The organism is Thalassoroseus sp., assembly GCF_984380535.1.
Genome location: NZ_CFHRBF010000007.1, coordinates 45670 through 66474 on the forward strand (window position 1 = coordinate 45670; position 20805 = coordinate 66474).

General features: G+C 56.4%; 14 protein-coding genes. 13 read left to right on the top strand and 1 reads right to left on the bottom strand.

The features are described from left to right. The first annotated feature begins 19 nt into the window (after nt 1–19). The 11 genes from AC5DDB_RS10880 to AC5DDB_RS10930 all read left to right on the top strand — a co-directional run bounded on the left by AC5DDB_RS10880 (nt 20) and on the right by AC5DDB_RS10930 (nt 12371). Nucleotides 20–1198 carry a glycosyltransferase gene (locus tag AC5DDB_RS10880; RefSeq protein ID WP_491739749.1) on the top strand — a complete coding sequence of 393 codons (1179 nt, stop codon included), beginning with the start codon at nt 20–22 and terminating at the stop codon, nt 1196–1198. Next, nucleotides 1195–1968, top strand: a complete 774-nt coding sequence (locus AC5DDB_RS10885) for an HAD-IB family hydrolase (protein ID WP_491739750.1) — start codon at nt 1195–1197, stop codon at nt 1966–1968. The genes AC5DDB_RS10880 and AC5DDB_RS10885 overlap by 4 nt, the downstream gene beginning before the upstream one ends. Before the next feature lie 134 nt (nt 1969–2102). Continuing rightward, nucleotides 2103–3107, top strand: coding sequence for a FemAB family XrtA/PEP-CTERM system-associated protein (locus AC5DDB_RS10890; protein ID WP_491739751.1), 1005 nt, complete (start codon nt 2103–2105; stop codon nt 3105–3107). Nucleotides 3108–3280: 173 nt separating this feature from the next. Next, nucleotides 3281–3667, top strand: coding sequence for a hypothetical protein (locus AC5DDB_RS10895; RefSeq protein ID WP_491739752.1), 387 nt, complete (start codon nt 3281–3283; stop codon nt 3665–3667). Between the two features lie 223 nt (nt 3668–3890). Continuing rightward, entirely contained in the window at nt 3891–4199 is a 309-nt protein-coding gene (locus AC5DDB_RS10900) for a hypothetical protein (RefSeq protein WP_491739753.1), read from the top strand. A 25-nt stretch (nt 4200–4224) separates the two neighbouring features. Then, on the top strand, nt 4225–5406 hold the full coding sequence (locus AC5DDB_RS10905) for a glycosyltransferase (protein ID WP_491739754.1): 1182 nt from the start codon (nt 4225–4227) through the stop codon (nt 5404–5406). Beyond that, a complete protein-coding gene (locus AC5DDB_RS10910; protein WP_491739755.1) occupies nt 5375–5815 on the top strand; it encodes a VanZ family protein in 441 nt (146 codons plus the stop codon). Before AC5DDB_RS10905 ends, AC5DDB_RS10910 begins: the two co-directional genes overlap by 32 nt. Before the next feature lie 46 nt (nt 5816–5861). Further along, on the top strand, nt 5862–6929 hold the full coding sequence (locus AC5DDB_RS10915) for a hypothetical protein (protein WP_491739756.1): 1068 nt from the start codon (nt 5862–5864) through the stop codon (nt 6927–6929). 337 nt (nt 6930–7266) lie between these two features. After that, nucleotides 7267–8565: a VanZ family protein gene (locus AC5DDB_RS10920; RefSeq protein WP_491739757.1), complete on the top strand. Its 1299-nt coding sequence runs from the start codon at nt 7267–7269 to the stop codon at nt 8563–8565. 587 nt (nt 8566–9152) lie between these two features. Continuing rightward, a complete protein-coding gene (gene glmS / locus AC5DDB_RS10925; protein WP_491739758.1) occupies nt 9153–10991 on the top strand; it encodes a glutamine--fructose-6-phosphate transaminase (isomerizing) in 1839 nt (612 codons plus the stop codon). An 84-nt stretch (nt 10992–11075) separates the two neighbouring features. Next, the gene (locus tag AC5DDB_RS10930) at nt 11076–12371 is read left to right on the top strand and encodes a putative sugar nucleotidyl transferase (RefSeq protein WP_491739759.1); all 1296 of its coding nucleotides are present in this window, start codon (nt 11076–11078) and stop codon (nt 12369–12371) included. 312 nt (nt 12372–12683) lie between these two features. Here the strand turns inward: AC5DDB_RS10930 and AC5DDB_RS10935 are convergent, their stop codons facing one another. Further along, on the bottom strand, nt 12684–13061 hold the full coding sequence (locus AC5DDB_RS10935; protein ID WP_491739760.1) for a hypothetical protein: 378 nt from the start codon (nt 13059–13061) through the stop codon (nt 12684–12686). A 178-nt stretch (nt 13062–13239) separates the two neighbouring features. Here AC5DDB_RS10935 and AC5DDB_RS10940 point away from each other — a divergent pair, with 178 nt between their 5' ends. Further along, nucleotides 13240–16341: a tetratricopeptide repeat protein gene (locus AC5DDB_RS10940; protein WP_491739761.1), complete on the top strand. Its 3102-nt coding sequence runs from the start codon at nt 13240–13242 to the stop codon at nt 16339–16341. An 85-nt stretch (nt 16342–16426) separates the two neighbouring features. Further along, complete coding sequence (locus AC5DDB_RS10945) at nt 16427–20791, top strand: tetratricopeptide repeat protein (protein ID WP_491739762.1); 4365 nt, start codon at nt 16427–16429, stop codon at nt 20789–20791. Nucleotides 20792–20805 lie beyond the last annotated feature (14 nt).

The following is a 20805-nucleotide window of genomic DNA, read 5'->3' on the forward strand; positions in this document are numbered from 1 at the left end:
ATCTGATGACTGCCATTGTATGACCCAAAGACCGCGCTCGCATGTATGCCAAGTCTTGCATAGCCTCACAGTGGGAGGGGCGGAGGTGCTTGCTGCGCAAATAGCCAGGGCATTGCAAGACCAGTTTCAGTTTTCATTCGTGTGTCTCGACGATCTGGGTAAACTTGGAGAAGAACTGCGAGAAGATGGTTTCGATGTCCTCCAACTCGATCGAGGTCAGGGTTTCGACTTGAAGACGGTTCGGCAACTCAGGCGGACGATCAGAGATCGACAATTCCAACTGATCCACGCCCATCAATACACGCCGTTCTTTTATACCGTGGCGAGCCGAGTGTTCGGTGGAAAACCGCCGGTCGTCTTTACGGAGCATGGTCGTTGGCATCCCGACCTGCCCAGTCGAAAACGAATTCTGTTTAATCGCTTGACCCTGCGAGGCGGGGATCGCGTGATTGCCGTGGGTAATGCCGTGCGGCAGGCACTGATTGATAATGAAGGACTGCCGGCGGATCGCGTCAGCGTGATCTACAATGGGGTACCGTTAGCAGCCTTTCGGGAAAGCACTCCCTCCCTACGAGAAGCGGTTCGCAATGAATTGGAGATCCCTACCGATTGTGATGTACTGATTCAGGTAGCGCGTTTGGACCATTTGAAAGATCACCTGACTGCGGTCCGGATGATGGCGACAGTCTGTCGAACGCGTCCCCAAACCCTGTTGCTGATTGTGGGAGAGGGCCCCGAACGGACGACAATTGAGCAAGCGATCGCGGAAGCGGGATTGCAGGAGCATTGCCGACTATTGGGGATGCGTCACGATGTCCCGCGTCTCCTGGCCGCCGCCGATGTCGCTGTCTTGACGAGCGTGAGTGAAGGGATTCCGCTCACCCTGATCGAAGCGATGGCAGCGAGGTTGCCGATCGTGTCGACCGACGTTGGCGGAGTCAGCGAGGTTGTTCTCGATGGGGAAACCGCTCAACTGGCGTCGGCGGGGGATGATCAAGCACTTTCTCATGCAGTTTTAAGTCTGCTCGACGCTCCCGAACGCCGCCAGCGAATGGGGCAAGCAGGCTACGAACGTGCCCACGCTATGTTTGGCGAATGTCCGATGCATCAAGCCTACGCCGATCTATATCGGAGCATGCTAGCAACGAATGGTCTAAGTTCTGCAGAAAACCCAGCCGATCCGATTGCCACACAATGAATCAAGCACACATTGACACCATCGAACAACGGAAGTTATCGAGCGGCTACCGTGGTCGCGAACTAGCAAGTCGAGAAATCCGAGAAGCTTGTCCGTCGCAATCTGTATACAGTGGATCCACTGACACTCCGCTGGCAGTATTTGACCTGGACGGTACCCTGCTGCGAAGCGATAGTTTTTTACCGTTCTTGACGAGCTATGCTCGACGTTCGCGTCGGTATCGAGGCCTACTGCGAATGCCCGTCGAGTTAACACGCTACATGTGCCGGCTTGTGAAAGATTTCGAGGTGAAAGAGCGGTTAATGGTGCAACTGCTTGGTGGGGCGTCACTCTGCGAATTACGCGAACATATCGAATGGTTTTGCAGTAGTTGGTTGCCACGTCAATTGCATCCGCTGGGAATGTCGCTATTGAAGAAACATCAAGCGCAGGGGCATCGCGTGATCTTGTTGTCGGCCAGCCCCGACGTATATGTGCCGGCCATTGCTGCCGAGCTAGGGATTACCGAAGTGCTTTGCACGCGAGTGGCTTGCCGCAACGGAATCTGCCAAGGCACCATCGAAGGCGTCAACTGTAAGGGACTAGCAAAACTGAAGATGTTAAGAGAGCATCTCGGTCTTGATGCAGCACCGCAAAATTCTCACGCTTACGGAGATTCGGCGCATGACCTGCATGTACTCCGATGGGTCGAGTACGGCTGGATGATTGGAAAGCGTCGGTCGAATCGGGTTTTGAAGCCAGACGGCAATCTGACTGCATCACTCTCTTAATGGACGGAACAATGCCATCGCGATTCGAGTTCGGTGCTGAAGCCAGCGGCGAGGCTAGACCGTGTGACTCAGCGAGTCCTGTGGACGATGATAGGGACAGGAGAGGCTCTTCCGAGATCCTAACAGGGAACGCATTGGATCAGGAGCTGGATCGGACGCTACGCATTGCTCAGCCCGCGCATCCCGCCCGGGATTTGCGGTGGTTGCGTATCTTGGAAGCTGGCTTTCGTCACCGGCCCTACTTAGTGCAATTCCGTCAGGGGGAGAATGTTCAAGGCCGATTGCCACTTGCGTTCGTCAAAAGTGCCCTGTTTGGTCGCATGCTAGTAAGTTTGCCATACGTGAATTCTGGTGGCGTACAAGCGGAAACGCCTGAAATTGCCAAGCAGCTGATTGATGCGGCGGTCGCCTTGGCCGATCAGCTTAATTGCCGCTACTTGGAATTGCGTCATGAGCAGCGTTACTCCCATCCGGCCTTGACCATGGAAATGGACTCGAAAGTTCATTTGCGGTTAACCTTGCCGACCACGGCAGGGACATTATGGGACAAGCTGAAATCAAGCGTGCGCAATCAAGTGCGAAAGGGGCAACGACAGGGCTTTACAGTTCGCTGGGGCGGCGAGGAGTTGCTGCGTGACTTCTATCAGGTTTTCTCTCACACCATGCGTAACTTGGGAACGCCTGTGTTTGGGCAGTCGCTCTTTCGGAGCATTTTAACGCATCTTTCCGATCGAGCTGAATTTTGCGGGATTTACGACGGTCGCCGTTGCGTGGCGTCTGGATTGCTTCTGCACGGGACGGAGACAACTGAAGTGCCCAGTGCCGCTGCACTACATCGCTATCGGCCCACCAATGCCAACATGCTGCTGTATTGGCACTTGTTGGAGCGGGCCGTGCAGCGTGGCCAACATTGTTTTGACTTTGGGCGATCGACGGTCGACAGTCCAACGTACCGCTTTAAGAAGCAGTGGGGGGCTCAACCATCACCCGCTTGCTGGCAATACTATCTGCGCTCTGGTAGCGTCGATGCCTTGCGACCGGAAAACGAAAGCAACCAACGGCTGATCAAAATTTGGAAACGCTTACCGGTGAGACTGACCCGCTGGCTCGGTCCTCCAATTGTCCGTGGCATTCCTTAGAGCAGTTTACTTTTGACCATAGCGGCTTCTGTCTGTGGAGGCCGAAATACAAAGGCTTTTCAGCGTCTTTCATGGACACAGAAGACCGTACACGGTCTAATCGGCTTGGAACAGTTGCGGAGCATGAGGAGCTCACCTGAGGGCCTCGCCCTGCTATGAATAAAGAACGCGTTGTGCCAGATGAACAGCAATTGCTAGCATTCGCGGATGATTGGGGTCGGCATCCATTAGGTTGTCAGAATTTGATTCAGCGTTTGCTGCGACGTTATCCCGTGATGTGGGTTAATACAATCGGAATGCGGCTGCCGCGATTCGATCTCCTGACCCTGACCCGCGGCTTTGAAAAAGTCCGTCGTTGGTCTCGAGACCAGTCAGAAGCTTCATTGCCAGACAACCTGACCGTATTGCAGCCCATCGTGTGGCCTGGGTTTCGCCGTCGGCTGGATCTGGCGGTCAATCGGCGATTATTGTTGCGTTGCCTCGACCGGTGGCTAGCATGGCAAGAGGCCCTCGTGACCGCGATCACCACTTTACCGATCGTGGCGGATTTGATGGAATGACTCTCGGTGCAATAGTGGATCTATTATCTTGTCGACGATTTCAGTCGTTGGCTAGGATTAGACCATCGAGCCATCGAATCGATGGAGTGGAAAGTGATCCGGAATTCCGGCACTGTCATCGCCGCAGGATCCACCCTGCAAAAAGCGGTTGGCGGCAAGCCGGTGCCACGTGCAATTATTGACCCACGACGTGGACCTAGCACATCGGCAGAGATCGAATGACATGTCGAATCAACTCGCCATCGATGCCGAATTAAGCCAATGCGAACGTCCGATCATCCTCTTCTGGGGGCTGATCGATCAGCGGATGGTTCTGGAAGTTTTAGATGCAATTTCCACGAGATTGCATTGGTCGGACCGGAATCCAACTCCGATTTGCGCATCAGACAAATCGAGCGCGTACACTTCGCGGGGGCAAAAATCATTGGAGGAACTCCCGGCGTGGGCTCACCAAGCAGAAGTGTTGATCATGCCCTACGCCGATCTCCCGGTCACGCGAGCCATGCAGCGTTTGAAGTTCCGTTCATCCTAGCGATCAACGATAAAGGCGTCAGTCGATGCTAGCCACCCATGCCTCCTCGAAAACAACTTGGACCGCTGGTCAACGTCCTGTGGTCTTACATACGCGCGTTGTGACAGATACCGGCGGCGGCCCTGACAAAACCATTTTGAACTCGCCGCGGTTTCTCGATGAATCCGGCTACCGCGGATTGTGCGCCTATATGCACCCGCCGCACGATCCTGGTTTTGAATCCCTGCGACAGCGAGCAATCGATGCCCGCACACAATTGTTGACCGTTCCGGATCGCGGTCCGCTGGATTGGCGAGTGGTGCGGCGGTTGTTGCAGTTGTGTCGGCGGGAAAAGGTCGCGATATGGCACGGGCACGATTATAAGAGCAACGCCCTCGGATTGCTGCTGCGGCGGCTCCATCCCATGCGGCTGGTCACAACGGTTCATGGATGGGGAGTCCATTCCGGCCGCACGCCGCTTTATTACCGCATCGACAAGTATTGTTTGCGAAGGTATGACCGCGTCGTGTGCGTTTCACCGGACCTCTTCGAGGAATGCATTGCCTCGGGGGTGCCGGCAGAACGCTGTGTCTTGATTGAAAACGCCATTGACCTTGAGCAATATCGACGCTGCCATTCTCCCGGACAGGCGAAGCAACAATTGGGGATCGATGCGTCGCGTTTCGTCATCGGGGCGGTCGGCCGCCTGTCTGCTGAGAAAGGTTTCGATCGGCTGATTCAGTCATTTGCTTCGATCGTCTCCCAAGGTCTCGACGCCGAGTTGCTGATCGTTGGCGAAGGTGATGAGCGGCCGCATTTGGAGCAACTGATCGCCAGTCTGCCATGTGCGGACCGGATTCGCTTGCTGGGCTACCGGGGGGATGTTCCTGAACTACTTCAAGCCATGGATCTCTTCGCCCTCAGTAGTTTGCGCGAGGGTCTGCCGAATGTTCTCCTGGAAGCCATGGCGCTGGAGGTGCCCGTCGTGGCGACGCGGATCGCTGGCATTCCGAGGTTGATTGCGCATCGACAGAATGGGTTGCTCGTCGACGCGGACGATGTGGCGGGGCTCACTCGGGCGATGCATGAATTGCTCGAAGATGCACCGTTCCGCCAGAAACTGGCAGTCAGCGCGCGAACAACGATCGAACAAAGATATAGTTTTGCGGTCCGCATGCAGAAAATACGTCAGGTTTATGACCAACTTCTCCAAGAAAAGCAACGTTAAATGGGTCAGTTGGCGACTATGTCGATCGCTGGCCATCCTGTACACAATACTGCTCACGTATTTATTGTTGACACCACATCCGCTGGCAATCTTTGGAGCGACAGGGGCCGAAACCGAAACGGTTGTGGATCAGACTCTTTCGGGCGCCCTGCAGCATGTGCTGGCCTATGCCGTTTTCGTCATCGTGCTATGGTGGGGAACTTCAGCGAACTGGGTGGCACGGACTGGCATGGCGGTTGCCCACGGCATATGCTGCGAGGTTCTCCAGGCATTTGTGCCGCACCGCTGCTGCGATCTACCTGACGCCATTGCGAATTGCGTGGGAGTACTGGTGGGCGGACTTGTGGTGACGCTCGTTGGCTACATTTTCAGGCAACAACCGCGGGAATGTCCTCCACAACCAATGTGAGTTGAAAATGACCGGCTGTCTGCGGCCTGGATTGAGTAGCAAGACCATGCACGCGATTGAACGTTTGCTGTTATACGCCGTTTCCGTGGGATGCGCAGTCCTGCTGTTTTGGGGAGGGGAATCGCCCTGGTCCGCGCCCTCAGCCGGGCAGGTACCCTCTCCGCGACTTAGAGAACAGACACCTCCTGCTCATCAAGCCTCCTCGACCCGGTTGAAAATGGCTGCGGAACGCGAGGACGACATCGTCTTGGCTGACAAACAAGGCCGCCCTCGCTTAGAGCTTGGACTTTCTACTCGCGGCCAACCACGATTGCTGATGCGTAATGCGGAAGGAACACCCGTCGTTCAGTTGGAAGTCACTCCCGAAGGGATCGGTCGCGTCCAGGTATCGAACAACCGGCAATCCGCCGAGTTGGCCACTGGCCATGACGGGGGCTTGGCGTTGACGATTCGCGATGAATTCCGTACCGTCGCCCGCTTTGGGTTGACGACTGATGGTGACGTGGAACTCGTGCTTCAAGCCACCAGTAAAACCCCACGTGTGGTCCTCTTAAGCGACGATCAAGGTACGGCCGAGATTACCACCCGCACCGCACTTGGTCGGAGTGGTCCCTCGTTATCCACCAATCAGCAGGGCGACGCCGCAATCGGAATCCTTGATCGTGAGGGAGAATTTGGGCCTGTCATGCACCAGTTCCGCGATGGTCTGAAGGAAATTGCCGTATTAGGCGACGCGAATCGGCCGACTGGTCCCAACATGGTACTCGCTCCCGATGGAACCTCCATCATTTCGGTGCGTCATGCCAACGGACAACCCGCAACGAGTATGCTGACGGCCCGCGACGGCATCGCCGTCGTGGCGGCCAGCAATCCCCAGGGTAGCCAACAGGCGGTCTTACGCGTGGACGCGAAGGGCAACGCGAGTTTTGGGGTGATTGAAGGAGAACCCCAACCGCCAGCCGTACCGGATCGGCCGCCACGGCCCCGCTTGCCAGCGGATCGTTTGATTCAAAACGAAGCACGGACCACTCCGCCAGCCGTCGCCCTGCATAAACATCAATCGGGAATCGAGAGAAGTGTGCTCGGTAGAACAAGTGGGAATGATCGTCCGTAGCATTGATGCCGCTGTCGATTAGAAACCGCACACACTTTGCCAGCGACTTCTTATCGTTTTGACTTATCTTTCCGTTTGACGCTATGCTTGAGGAAATCTTGACGGACCGATTGTCTTAATTCTAGTCTTTTGCACTGGATACCCACGGATGGTGATACGTTGGTTTCTGGGAATCACCATTGTCGGCCTTGTTATCGCTTGTATTTTCCGGTCCGTACTTCATCGTCTAGCGACATCGGGCGCCGCTGACTCTCAGCACGATCCTCTACCACCGCATCGCTGGCATTTCTTATTATTGGTAATCCTCGGGACGTCGACTTTGGTATACGGCTCTTTTATGCCGTTCGAATGGAGACATGTCACCGTTCAAGAGGCTTGGGAGTCCTACCGCCGACTATCATGGTTTCAATTTTCACCCGCCAGCCATGCGGATTGGGGGGTGAACTTGTTGGTCATGATTCCGATCGGTTTTTGCTGGAGTGCAGCCGCCACGCTGGACGGTCGGCAAGGTTGGGGCGGGCAGCTGCGCAGTGGACCGTTCCTTCTCTTGGGATGCGGTGTTTTTAGTATACTCGTAGAATTCGGCCAGCATTGGTTCGCACCGAGAGTTCCCTCGGCAAGTGACGTTCAAGCGCAGGTTTTAGGAGCAGTGATTGGATATGCACTGTGGGTTGGATCCGGGCAGCGCTTCATCGACTACTCACGTCAGCTCGGATTGCGAACGAATGCGAAGTTCCTCTGGGTACTTCAATTCTATTTGGCAGGCCTGATCCTCTATGCCCTGTTGCCGTTTGATGTAGTGAGCAGTCCCGCTGATATTTTTCACAAGTGGCAGCGAAACCAAATTCATCTCTTACCCTACTGGCCGACATCTTTAACGTCGCAGGTCTGGACCGGGATTCTGCTTGACATATTGAAGTTTGTTCCCGTCGGTGCTTGGTCGATGCTGGTCGCTCGCGGGGTGGGAAAAGATGCCTACGTGTTCGGTTTTATCGGCGGGATACTGGTCGCGGTCGCCATGGAGTTGTCACAAGTTTTCCTTATTAGTCGGCATGCTGATGCAAACGATCTATGTATGGCGGGCCTAGGCATTGTGATCGGCTGTTGGCTTTACAACCACTTCGCGCCTGCTCCTTTAAGCGTCAAGGTTCCTCGGCAGCACGGCTCATTGAAATGGGCCATGCTGGCCATCTTCCATGCTGGATTTCTTTGCTTCTACTATTGGCAACCGTTTGACTTTCAGCATCAACTCATTGATGCCAGTCAGCTTTGGAAACGCTTGTTTTCAACGCCAACGAAATCACTGTATTGGAGCAATGAGCTCACGGCGGGAACACAGTTTCTCGAAAAGATCGGGCTGTGGATTCCATTGGGAGCCATGCTGATGGAATTTGTGATTCGGTTGCGATTCACCGAAACCATTCGGCTTGTTATCGGTGCCGCAGCATGGAGCATCGGTTTGCTCTTCGCCCTGACCATCGAAGTTGGCCAACTCTTCTTGCCATCACGGTACCCCGATCTTAGCGATGTGATGTTGTATGGGGTAGGACTATCATTCGGTATGTGGTTTTGCAGCCGACTTCATGCTCAACCCGGCTCCCGTGGAGTCATAGCCGAGGGGCACGCCGAACGATGATCTCAGACGACGCAGCACATCAATCGCCGGCTTCAAAACGCGGTCAGAATTTGACACTTTTTTAGATCTCTTGCTATCCAAATATTTCTGATGGCAATTCGTCTCTGCCTCGCGCATAGTGGACGTGATCACACATCCGTGTTCCTGATGACCTTAGTCGTTCATCTTAAAAATTGTGCATAGGATTAGATCGGAATTAGGCCAGAGGTAAGGAACCGCAATCTTGTACGTGGCGGGTTGGTGATGGAAGTGGGCTAGGAGAGCGGCAGTCACAGTAGTATGGACGCTAGGGGGCGGCAGGTGTCACTGATTGTGAACATCGTCTCTAAGAAGCGGCTTTGCATGACAAAATTCAACTTCCACTAAATTCCGCATGACGAAACGACCACACACTGGCATTGTTTGTCAGCTCCACACATGCATGATCCTAGAGCATACACAACCTACCAGGGTCTGCTGTATCTAACATGATCTGCCGTCGCCTCAACCGGGTTTTCGGATAGTTTTTCGGCGATTTTTTTCTTCGACTAAGTATCTCTCATAACCTTTTCAGTTAAGTATCCGTTCTCAGATTAGGTTGATAAAGCATGTGCGGAATCGTAGGTTATATCGGCTATCGTCCTGCCGTCCCAGTACTGCTCGGAGGACTCCGGCGACTGGAATATCGTGGGTACGATTCGGCGGGCGTGGCGTTGGCAGACCCCACCACCGGTCAGCTCAACACTCGCCGAACGGTGGGCCCTGTTGATGCGCTCTGCGCAAGTTTGGAGGGAAACTCGCTGCTCGGAAATGTCGGTATCGGCCATACGCGGTGGGCAACGCATGGACGACCCACACCAGCCAATGCCCATCCGCATATGGACGCCGACAATCGTCTCGCGCTGGTGCACAACGGGATCATCGAGAACCATGCCGTCCTGCGAACTTATTTGCAAGATCGTGGGATCGTCTTCCGTAGCGAAACCGACACCGAGGTTCTGACGCAACTCGTTGGCATGCTCTATCGTGAGTCGGGAGATTTCTTGGCAAGTGTGCAGGAGGCGCTGGGCGAAGTGCGAGGCACCTACGGCATTGCCGTCTTATGTGCCGATCTACCCGACACCTTGGTGGTGGCACGGCGAGGTAGTCCTTTAATTCTCGGTCTGGGTGATGGCGAATACTTTTTGGCCTCCGATGCCACGGCCATCGTGGCGCATACCCGCCAAGTGGCTTACATGGATGATAACGAGGTCATTCAGCTCACCCCGAAAAGTCTTCATGCCAGTACGCTGGACAAGCAGACGGTCAAAAAATCGTTTGGCAGTCTGCAAATGACTTTGGATGAGATCGAACTGGGCGACTGCCCGCATTTCATGTTAAAGGAGATTCATGAACAACCACAAAGTCTTCAGAACACGATGCGGGGACGGGTTCAGCAAGGTCGTGATGACGTGATCTTGGGAGGCCTGTCAAATCTCGAAAGGGAGCTATCACGGTGTCGCCGGGTGCTATTGTTCGGCTGCGGCACGGCTTGGCATGCGGCATTGATCGGGGAGTATTTGCTCGAGCACGTCGCAGGTCTACCAGCCGATGTCGAGTACGCCAGCGAATTACGATATCGCAATCCGATCATCGAAGATGGCACGCTGGCCCTGGCGATCAGCCAATCGGGGGAAACCGCAGACACACTAGCCGCTCTCCAGGAAGTCCAACTCAAGGGAGCCACCTGCCTTGGCGTGGTCAACGCGGTGGGGTCGACCATCGCTCGGGAAACGGACGCCGGAATCTATTTGCACGTTGGCCCGGAAATTGGCGTGGCTAGTACGAAAGCCTTCTTGGCTCAAGTGACCGTACTCACCATGCTGTCAATTTATCTTGGCCGCCGCCGCCAGCTCGCTCCCCAGCAAGCGCGACATCTCATCGACGAATTGGCACGTTTGCCAGATAAAATTGAGCAGGTCCTTGCATGTGAACCCCTCATCAAACGACTGGCGCTGCAGTTGAGCGAGTGGGACAATTGGCTTTACCTCGGTCGCGGCGTCAACTTTCCCGTGGCTTTGGAAGGAGCACTGAAACTTAAGGAAATCAGTTATATCCATGCCGAGGGTTTGCCTGCAGCAGAGATGAAGCACGGTCCGCTGGCTTTGATCGATCCTGGCATGCCCGTGATTGTCATTGCCCCTCAGGATCACACGCATGACAAAGTCCTGGCCAACATCGAGGAGGTCCGCTGCCGGGAAGGACGCGTCATTGCCCTGGCGACGGAGGGGGATGAAGAAATTGCCCGCCTCACCGATGAAGTCATCTATGTGCCCCGAACGCTGCCCATTTTGACACCGCTGTTAACCAGCATTCCTCTGCAGCTATTGGCATATCACACCGCTGTCGCCCGGGGTTGCAATGTCGATCAGCCTCGCAATCTCGCGAAAAGCGTCACCGTCGAGTGATTCGGCAACGAACAACTCATCAGGGTGCCTCGACTTCGCAGTGTTCTTCAATTGCGCCAATTATCAAATTTGAGGAAATATCCGATGGCCGCAAAAGTGATTGTCTTCGAAGACGCTTATTGGCAAAATTTTCTGCCGCTCACGTACTGGCGGGCCACATTTCAATTGCAATGTGGCATTACAACTCTGCTCGACAAAGTTGCTTTTCAAGCTCCTGATCGACGGGCACCGAGCTACCTTTGGGATGGCGTGGCTGTGTGGTGTCGAGACGAGTTGACCGAGAAGGTTGAAGCCGAAACCGGTCTGGATACGAACGCCGCCACCGATCAACCCACGTTGCTAATTAATGGTCGCGGTATCTGGCACCGCTTGCCTGAAACCGACAACCAAGCTTCCTCCTGGGTCGGGACCACCTCCGATGATCAGGTCGCTTGCATTTTTGCCGATGCGGAGTTGGCGGGAACGCTTACGCCGGAGATCATGCTTGATAGCGAACTTTTGACAGCGACGGTGGCATCGTTACCTCACCGCAATGTCTCGGCGGACGTTGATTTGATGAGCTGGCCCTGGGAAATCATCCATGCCAACGAGCGTGCGATCGTCAGCGATTGGCGAGCAATCCTAGGCTATCAAGGACGGATCGAGAGCCACCTCATGAGCGGCAGCCACGTCCTGGCCCCAGAGTCCGTACACATTGGCGCGGAAACTCAAATCAAGCCTTGCGTTGTGATTGACGCCGAAGACGGACCGGTCTGGATCGGGGAACGCGTCACGATTTTGCCGCACAGCTACATTAAAGGCCCGGCCTTCATCGGTGATGGCTCACTCATTCAACCCGGATCAGCTGTCCACGCGGGCACCAGCATCGGCGTACGGTGCAAAGTAGGTGGGGAAGTCGAGTCCAGCATCTTGCAAGGCTATTCCAACAAACAACATGATGGCTTTCTCGGACACAGCTACATTGGCTCGTGGGTCAATATCGCGGCGGATTGTATCAATAGCGACCTGAAGAATACCTACGGTACTGTTCGCGTTCCGATTAATGGCAGTGACGTCGAAACGGGTGAGATGTTCATGGGCATGATCGTGGGGGATTTCAGCAAATTGGGGATCAATGTCAGTTTCCCCACCGGTGCAGTGATTGGCTTCTGCTGCTCGGTCGTGGCCTCTCGGACGCCAAAATACGTTCCTAGCTTCACCTGGATGAACCACGAGGGAGCGGAGCCATTTCATGTCGAGCGAGGCTTGACCCTGGCTCAGAAAGTCATGCGACGACGCAATCGCGAAATGACACTCCCCGAGCAACGATTGTTTGCCGAAGTTCATCGCGAAATGCAATTGATTGAATCACTCGAAGAACCAGGGAAAGTCGTCCGATAAAGAACTCAGGGCCGTTCTCAACTGCGATTAGGCTTTGTTGGAACGGTTGTTGATGGCGGGCGATCCTGCCGGGATCTACGAAAACAGCACCAAATTCGGTCCGCGATCCGTCGCCATATCCGGGGCCTTCTCGTCAGGTTTTCCGCAGAGTCAAGCCAATCCTCGCAGCCAGTCAACGTTCCTTCATAAACAACGTCATCTACGGAATTGACGACGACCCACTGATCCTCCTCCTGACTCCGTTGAATGCGAAATTGACTCACCAGCGATTCCTGCGGTGTGATGAAGTGAGAAACGGAAGATTCGTGGGCATCAACGACGCCTTGGGAAATATCCGCCCAAGTCTTGAAAACGCGCGACAAAGCCTGTTCCGCCCAGTTGAGATGTTTCGCTCTGCAGCAACTGCTGTGTCTCGTCAACTTCGTTGCGTAAACCTTTAATCGATTTGGCTTGGCTGGCGATTTCTCGCTGCTGGGAAATCGTCGATTCGTTCAAATAACGTTCGGGACGCACTCGTTTGTAGTAGTTGAAAGCCGGGCTGCGAGTCCGATCCAAAAGGTTCAGGTAGGGGCTGATCGTTGGCCTTCGATAACTCGGCGGGAGATTGGAAGTGGGTAGTTGCGCGTGGCACACGCTAGCCAGCATCCAACATGCGACAAACGCAGAGCAGAACTGAGGTAGGAGTCGCATTGGAGTCCTCCGAGAAAATGGAATAGGAAAGGCGGAGTGGATGTGCCGTCTCAGTTAATCTATTTCGACATTCAACGGTCAAATTCGCAAGGGTTTTCCACAAATCTTCACCGAAAACGGCGTTAATTTGCCTAGCATGCAATACGAGATTTTACATTTGTAGTGCGACTGGGTTCTGATGAAGCCTCCTCACGATCGAAAACCGCTCGTCTTCAAACAGTCAGACGGGTCGCTGATTGAGTTGCATACGCAGTCGCATCAACAGCGGCTTCCCGAATCTCCTCGGAATCGTCGATGGCGTCCTTGGCGTTGGCTGGGAGGCTTCGCAATTGCTTCGCTGCTACTCGCGGGACTGCTCGGTCTTCAAGTCTTGCGAAAACGCTCTCAGGTCGACAGAGCGTGGAAGGAAGTCGTGGCCAGTCGAATCGAGACTGACGGCCAACCCGATCTTCAACCGCTGATCCGCTATGTCGAATTGCGACCAGACGATCTTGAAACCATGGCGGATTTGGTCGAATTGATCAGCGATTCTCAATCGTCCAAACCCGACTTAACCAGTGCTTTGCTCATCGGTGAGACCATTCTGCGGCAACAACCGCAACGTAATGCGTTACGACGAACCGTCATTGAGATCGCGCTCAAACTGGAGCGTCACAAGGACGCTGTCTGGCATCTTCAGCGGTTGCGCGAGCATGACCCCCGCGATGCGGAAATGGCTTATTTGTTGGGGCAATCCCACTTAGCGTTAAATCAATCTTCCGAGGCCATGCGGGCCTTTTTGACAGCCATTGACCTGAAGAAAAATGACCTGAAGAATTACCGGGGCTTGGCAAAAGCGTTTCAAATCAGCGGTGGCAGGCTGCCTCATCGTGAAGATTTTTTGGCGATGAGTCTCGACGAAGACCTTCATGCCGTTTTTCTTCCCAAACGCTTGTTGCCACTGTTCAAAGCAGGTGATACGATCGAAGCGCTGACCGAACGCTTGTGGAATTACGCGATTGACACCGTCGAGCAGCGCGGCGACGCTCTCTTGGAGAAGTCACGTTGGCTGGTCGAGGTAGGTCGCCTGGGCGAAGCCCGCGCCGTGTGTGAAGAAGCCCTACGTCTTGATCCGGCAAATCCTCAACTGCAACAAGCTGCGGCGGAATGGGAAATGGCGGGGATTCGCGCAGAATCCGAATCAATCTCCAGTTCCGCGACCGCGGAGAAGCGGGAGCGGCTCCGGCGGGCGGAATCCTTGGTCGAACAAGCGATTGCACAAACGGCCGCCGACTTTGCACTATGGTTGCTCCGCGCCGAGATCCAAATGTATGAAGGGCGCCCACGACAGGCGGAAGACACGCTGCGTAAAGGCTGGTCGTTGATCGCGGCTGCTGAGAAGAGTTCATCGATCAACGCCGATTCCCCCGAAAACATGGAGACAAAAGACTTCGCGAAACTCGAGGCCCGCTTTGTCTGGGCGTTGGCGAATCTCATCGTGCAGCAGATGGAAAACGATTCTGCTGGTCAACCGCAACGTCTCGACGAATTCGAACGGCTGCTTCAGCGATTGGAGTCACTTTCGGTCCCTGCAGCCAATGTCGATTATCTGCGGGGACGATCCCTGTTTGCCCAGCAGCGCTGGCATTCTGCTCGTCAAGTCTTAGCGGAAGCCAGCCGTGAAATGGATCGTCGATCGAGTATTCTTGGGCATCTGCATCTGTTGCTCTCCAAATCCAATCGACGGCTCGGACTCTTCGAACAAGAAGTCAGCGTGCTCAGAGACGCAATTGAAAACAGTCGGGATTCTGCGAGCATCCGGTTACAAATGGCGGACCTGCTCAGATCGCATGGAGAGGTGAGTGAAGCGTCAGAATGGCTAGAGTGGCTGCCGGTCGAGGACTACGGCGATGCCAGCCGACTCGCGCGAGTCACGATTTTGTGCGAAGCGGCTCGGCCACCCGCGAATCGAAGGCCGCATGTGTTGGAAGCGGCGATCCAGCACGCCAAACGCTGCGGCGTTCCAGCCGCTGAAATGGCGTTTTACGAGGCGGATGTCGCACTCTTGTTGCAGAAACCGGATGAGGCGGGCAGGATCCTGGAATCTTTGCGAGATGCGCAGCCCGACCATCCGGAGGCGTGGGTGATGTTAGCGCTCTTTCACGCTCGCCATCCCGATGGAAATGGCTTCGCTCAGGCCAATACGATCTTGCGGAATGCTGAACAGCATCTTGGTCCCGATCCGAGCTTCTTTCGCGCCCGCTTGATCATCGTGGTGAACCTGCCTCAAGCCGAGGCAATTTCCGCTCTGACGCAACTTGCTGCCGAACCACTTGCTTCACTGCCTTCCAGCGCTGATTTGGCGTTTGAACTCGCTGCTGCTTTCGAGCATTGCGGACAAATAACTGCCGCCCATCACTGGTTCCGCATGGCGGCTAATCATGCCCCTATCAATCTGCGGTATCGCTTTGAATCCGCGAGACTGCTGGCTGCGCTAGGCCGCTGGCCAGAGTTTGAGAACAGTTTGATCCAGCTGGGAGAAATCGAAGGCGCGGACGGCCCACTCGGTGGTTATCTCCGGGCGGTCGCCGTCATCGTGGCACGGGAGCAAAAGATTCTCCAACAGAAAGAGATTCAATCGGCTCACGAACACCTTGATGCTGCGGAAGAGGCGCGATGGCGTTGGTATTTCGTGCCGCTGGCCCGTAGCATTCTGCTTCACCTTGAGCACAACAGGGAAGCAGCTGGGCTGCAGCGAGAGCACGCCGAACAGTTGGCCGCCGCAGCCGGACGGACGATTCGCGATACAAGCCCGCCCAGTCAAGCGCTGTTGGGATCCGAAGTGTTCCCTGTCGGGGAATGGACCAGGGATATCATGTCCCAGCCGCTTATTGCCTTCTACCTGGATGAGACATCGTTGACCTTCGTGAAATTCGACGAGAGCAGCGGAGTCAACAGCGAGGATGCTGGGCGAACTGCCCAGCTGGCATTCGCCGGGATCGACTTCGAACGTATCACGCTGACGTCTGGGAACTCTGGGTCCGCCCACGAACAGGCCGAGACTCGTGTGACCGCCGGGCTGCGTTCCATTGTCGACCAAGTCGCCGATTCGAAGAGTTCGATTTCGACCCGCGTGTTTGTCGTGACCTTGGCTTCGCTGGGTTTGGTGCTCGTCGTGAATACGATCCTCTTTGAACGCGTGGGGCCGTTTTGGGGACTGCTCATCCTCATACCCGGCTCCTTGATCACCTTTCCCGTTTGCTATATCTGTCTGAGCTGGTTCTTTCAGAATTTTTTGTAGGGCCGTTGAATATCCACGCCACAACACACTCGATGCTGTTCCGTGAATGCCGTCTGCCAACGCCTGGCAGGAAGCGAGTTGACTGATGCCTACGACCGATCATTGTTCTCCACATTCTTTGCCTGCGGACGACGGTCCCGTCGCCCTTGCAACCGAGACCGGACTGCCCGAACATGATGCGCCGGCGGATTTGATCCGACCCGTCAATTATCGCTTCGGTCTCATTTCGGTCATCGTCGCATCTGCTCTGATCGGAGGCATTTCCTGGCTGCATGGCGTGCAAATGGCCCGGTTATCCGACACATTTCTCACGCAAGGCCAGGCTGCCGAGGCTGCCAGTGAGCCCGCCCAAGCCGTGGTCCATCTGCAACAATATCTCACGTTCGAGCCCGGTGACGTTGAGGCCCGGATTATGCTGGCCCGCAATTTGGAAGCGAAGGCCGTCTCGGCACGGGATTATTTCGCCGCCCTGCGAAATTACGAAATGGCTTTGGTGCGGAATCCCAACCGCGCCGATGCCCGCCGCCGCTGTGTGGACCTGTGGCTAGCGTTTTCGCGTTATAGCGACGCACAAGTCCATCTGAGACAACTCCTTGTGCTCGAACGGAACGATCCCCAACTGTGGTTGCAAATGGCGGGATGTCATGAATCGTTGGGCGAATATGACGAAGCGATCGCCGTGTACCGCAAGGTCATTCAGCTCGCTCCTCATGAATTCGAAGCCTACGCCCGCTTGGCGAGACTGCTACGCGAACAACTCGAACAGCCGGAAGATGCGGATCAGCTATTAGGAGGACTGGTCGCCGCTCATCGAGGTCAGCCGGGGGCTCACGTCGTCCGTGCCCAATATCGAGAACAGTTTGGCTTGCCGCACGCCGAACGCGATGCACGCATCGCATGGCAGCTCGCGCCGGGTGATCCCGAGGTCGTCCGCCTTGCCGCACGCGTCGCGGCCCGTCAACTGGATCAGGGCCAATCGACGGATTTTCCCGTCCACCAGATTCGCGCCCGTTTGGAACAGCACTGGGAGGCGGACCGCCAAGATCGGGCCTCTGTTGAAGCGCTGATCGATTTGGAGCTAGCCGACGGGCATGCACATGTCGCGGAACAGCGGGTTCGCGAGGCTTTGAATACGATGGACCAGTTTAGCCTGCGGGTGCGATTGATCGACGCACTGCTCGTCCAGGGAAAGACGGCCAAAGCACGCACGGAACTCAAACAACTGCCCCGTTCGGAGTCTTCGACTCCGGTCGTCGGTTTGCTGTGGGCTCGGCTCGACATCCTCGACGATAGCTGGCTGGCAGCGATTCAACGACTGGATGCCTTGCCAGTCGACCAGATTGAGGACGTCCGCTTGCGGTTGCAAATCTGGCTTCATTTGGGGCGGTGCTACTCCCAAATCGGACACGTGCATCGTGCGTTGGACGCCTACCATCAAGCCATCGCCACAGCCCCGCGGCAAACCGAAGCACGGTGGGGTCTGGCTGGCGTGTTGGTCCGCCTGGGGCGGTTTCAAGAAGCTGTCGCCGTTTACGAACAACTGCCGCCCACCGGTCCCGTCGCGCTGGCAATGGCTCGGCTGGCCTTCTGGGAACAACTCCGAAGGCCCTCCGAAGATCGTCAATGGCAGGGTGTGCGTCTCGCGGTCGAGCGTGCTGCGCAAGCCGGGGCGGATCGTGACGAGCTGCTTCCGTTGCAGAGCCGCCTGCTGTGGGCGGAAGGACGCGCCGACGAGGCCCGACGGATGCTGCAGAACGACATCCAGGCCCGCCCCCAATCAGCGGTGGCTCCACTCGTACTAGCGGAACTGGAATCATCGACTGGTCGAATCGAGAAAGCCGCTGAAATCCTGCAGTCCGCCATGGACCGTGGCATCGATCAGCTGGCAATTGAATTGGCCAAACTGAATCTCAAGCAACCCGCTGCGGGCGACGATGCGTCCTGGCTGCTTGATGAACTGGGAGTCAATGCCCCCCAGCAGTTGCAAGCCTACGTGCTCGGCCAGCTCGCCGAGCGGCAACAGACCGCCGGAGCCGACCCCGAAAAGCTGCGCGAAATGTGGCAGCAACTGGCGGCCCTCCAACCCCACGACCTGGGGCTCTGGCAAGAATTGCTCGCTCTGGCCTTGCAGCAACGCGAAGTCCCGACTGCCCAAGCGGCGTTGGCGGAAATCGAACGCCTCGAGGGCGGGCGTGGTCCTTATTGGAAATTGGGCCGGGCGGATCTCTGCCTGATGCTGGCACGCAGGGGTCAGACGGAGAAACTTGCCGAGGCCCGTTCTCTGCTGACTGAGTTTCTGGAAACGTATCCGGATTCGCCGCAGGTCGTGCTCCGACTCGCCGAGATCGCCGAGCGTCTGGAACAGCCGGAGACCGCCATACAACACTATCAAGCAGCCGTCAACCGCGGCGTCTATCATCCGCTGGTCGTGCGGCGGCTGGTGGAGCTCTTGTCGTCCGCCGGGCGTTATCGCGAGGCCGAACAGTACCTCGCGAGTTGCCAGGAAATTCATCCCCAGGCGTTTGTCGCCCGCTTTGGACATTTGGCTACCGAGGTCCTGCTGAGGACGGAGCAACTCGAACAAGCGGTCGCCTTGGCTCGCAAGGCGGTTGCCCTCGATTCCGAGAGCTACGACAACCAATTCTGGCTCGCGCAGATGCTGTGGATGGGCGGCGACCGGGCCGGTGCGGAAGCCGCGCTGCGTCGGGCGATCGAACTGGACCCGACCCGGGCCGGTGCACGGTTCACGCTGACGCGGTTCATGGCGATGAACCAGCGTACGTCTGAAATCCCGTCGCTGCTCGCCGATATCGACGAGCAGCTTTCCCCAGGCCAAAGCCTGACGCTCCGCGGATACACGCACGAGTTGCTTGGCGAAACTGATGCCGCAGCCGAGGCCTATCGGCAAGCCGCGACCAATCCAAACGCCAAACCGCATCAGCAGCTGAATTACGCTGCATTTCTCCAGCGTCAACAACGGGGAGCCGAGGCCGAACCCATCCTACGCGGCCTTTTGCAAGCGGAAGTCTCTCCATCGACCCGTAGACAGGCACGTCGGTTGCTGGCGGGCATTTTGAGCCTCGGTCCGGCATACGCCGCGTTGCAGGAAGCCCGGAAGCTTCTCGAACAAAACCTCGCAGACGACCCGCAGTCAGCCATCGACTTGCGACAGAAAGCCCGTTTGCTAGCGAAACGCCCCATCCGGGATTGGCGTTGGGAAGCCCTGCTGACACTCGAACAAGTCGAGGAACTGGGCTTGCTCACCGCGGCGGATCAGTTGCTGCTAGTACAGTTGCTGCTGGAACAAAAGCAGTTCGATCGAGCCGAGGCGGCAATTCAAGCGCTAGCCGTCGCTCCAGACGGCAATCCGGAGACGTTGGCCTATTGCATCGAAACCACGCTCAATCGCAGTGAACTGGAAGGCGCGACCGAGCGCTGGCTCGAGCAACTCGTCGAGTGGCAACCGAACGCGCGGCCGACACGGGAACTCCAAGCGCAATTCGCCATCCACGCCGGTCGCATCGAGGAGGGCCTCCGCTACCTGGACCCCACCCCCGAGAAACCCGAGACATCGGCGTCTCCTCAAGAGACCGTGCCCCCCAAAGAGACTGTCACCGCCGAGCAACTCGCAACTCAACAGGCGGGCACAGCGCGTCTGTTAGTCAGACTGGCTGACGTCCAAGACGAATTTGGACGTGTGTCGGCGGCAGCAAGACTTTTGGACGATGCTGAACGACGGCTTCGCGTCTTGGCACAGACGCAGCCGGAGAAGTCCGCGCAGTTAGCAGCGTACTTGGTCGATCAGTTTCGCTTCGAGGAAGCAGCAGAAATCTGCCGCCAGACCGCGACTGTGGCAGATCCCGAACAACTGGCGGAAATCGCCGTTGAGATCCTCAAGCGAAGTACCGCTAGCGTAACGCTAGCCGATCCGTTGACCTTACTGGCGAAACTCCGCGAGCGAGCGCCCGACTCGCTTCGCGTGCGGTTGGCGGAAGCCCATGCCACGCATCTCACCGAGCACTACACCGAGGCGCTCCAGCTATACCAGTCTCTGCTCGACGACTATCCAGACCTTATTGTAGCGATGAACGAACTCGCGTATTTGCTCGTGGTGCATGAAGGCCGCGGACGGGCCGCCGAGGCGCTGCAACTCGCAGAACGGGCCATTGCACTAGCCGGACCGCTGCATTTCCTGCTCGATACGCGGGCAGTGGCCTGGCGGGCTGCGGGCAAACCGGACCGGGCTCTTGCCGACCTGGAACAGGCACTGGCCGACACAAACACGCCCACCAAACTGTTCCATCTGGCGCAGGTGCATCGCGACCGCAAGGACCTGCCGGCGGCCCGCGCGGCTTTCGAGCGAGCCTTGAACCAAGGACTTAGCGCCAGCAAGTTGCATCCCGCCGAACGAGCCGCCTTCCAATCGCTCGCCGACCAGCTCCGTGAATGAAGAGGGCTCCCGCG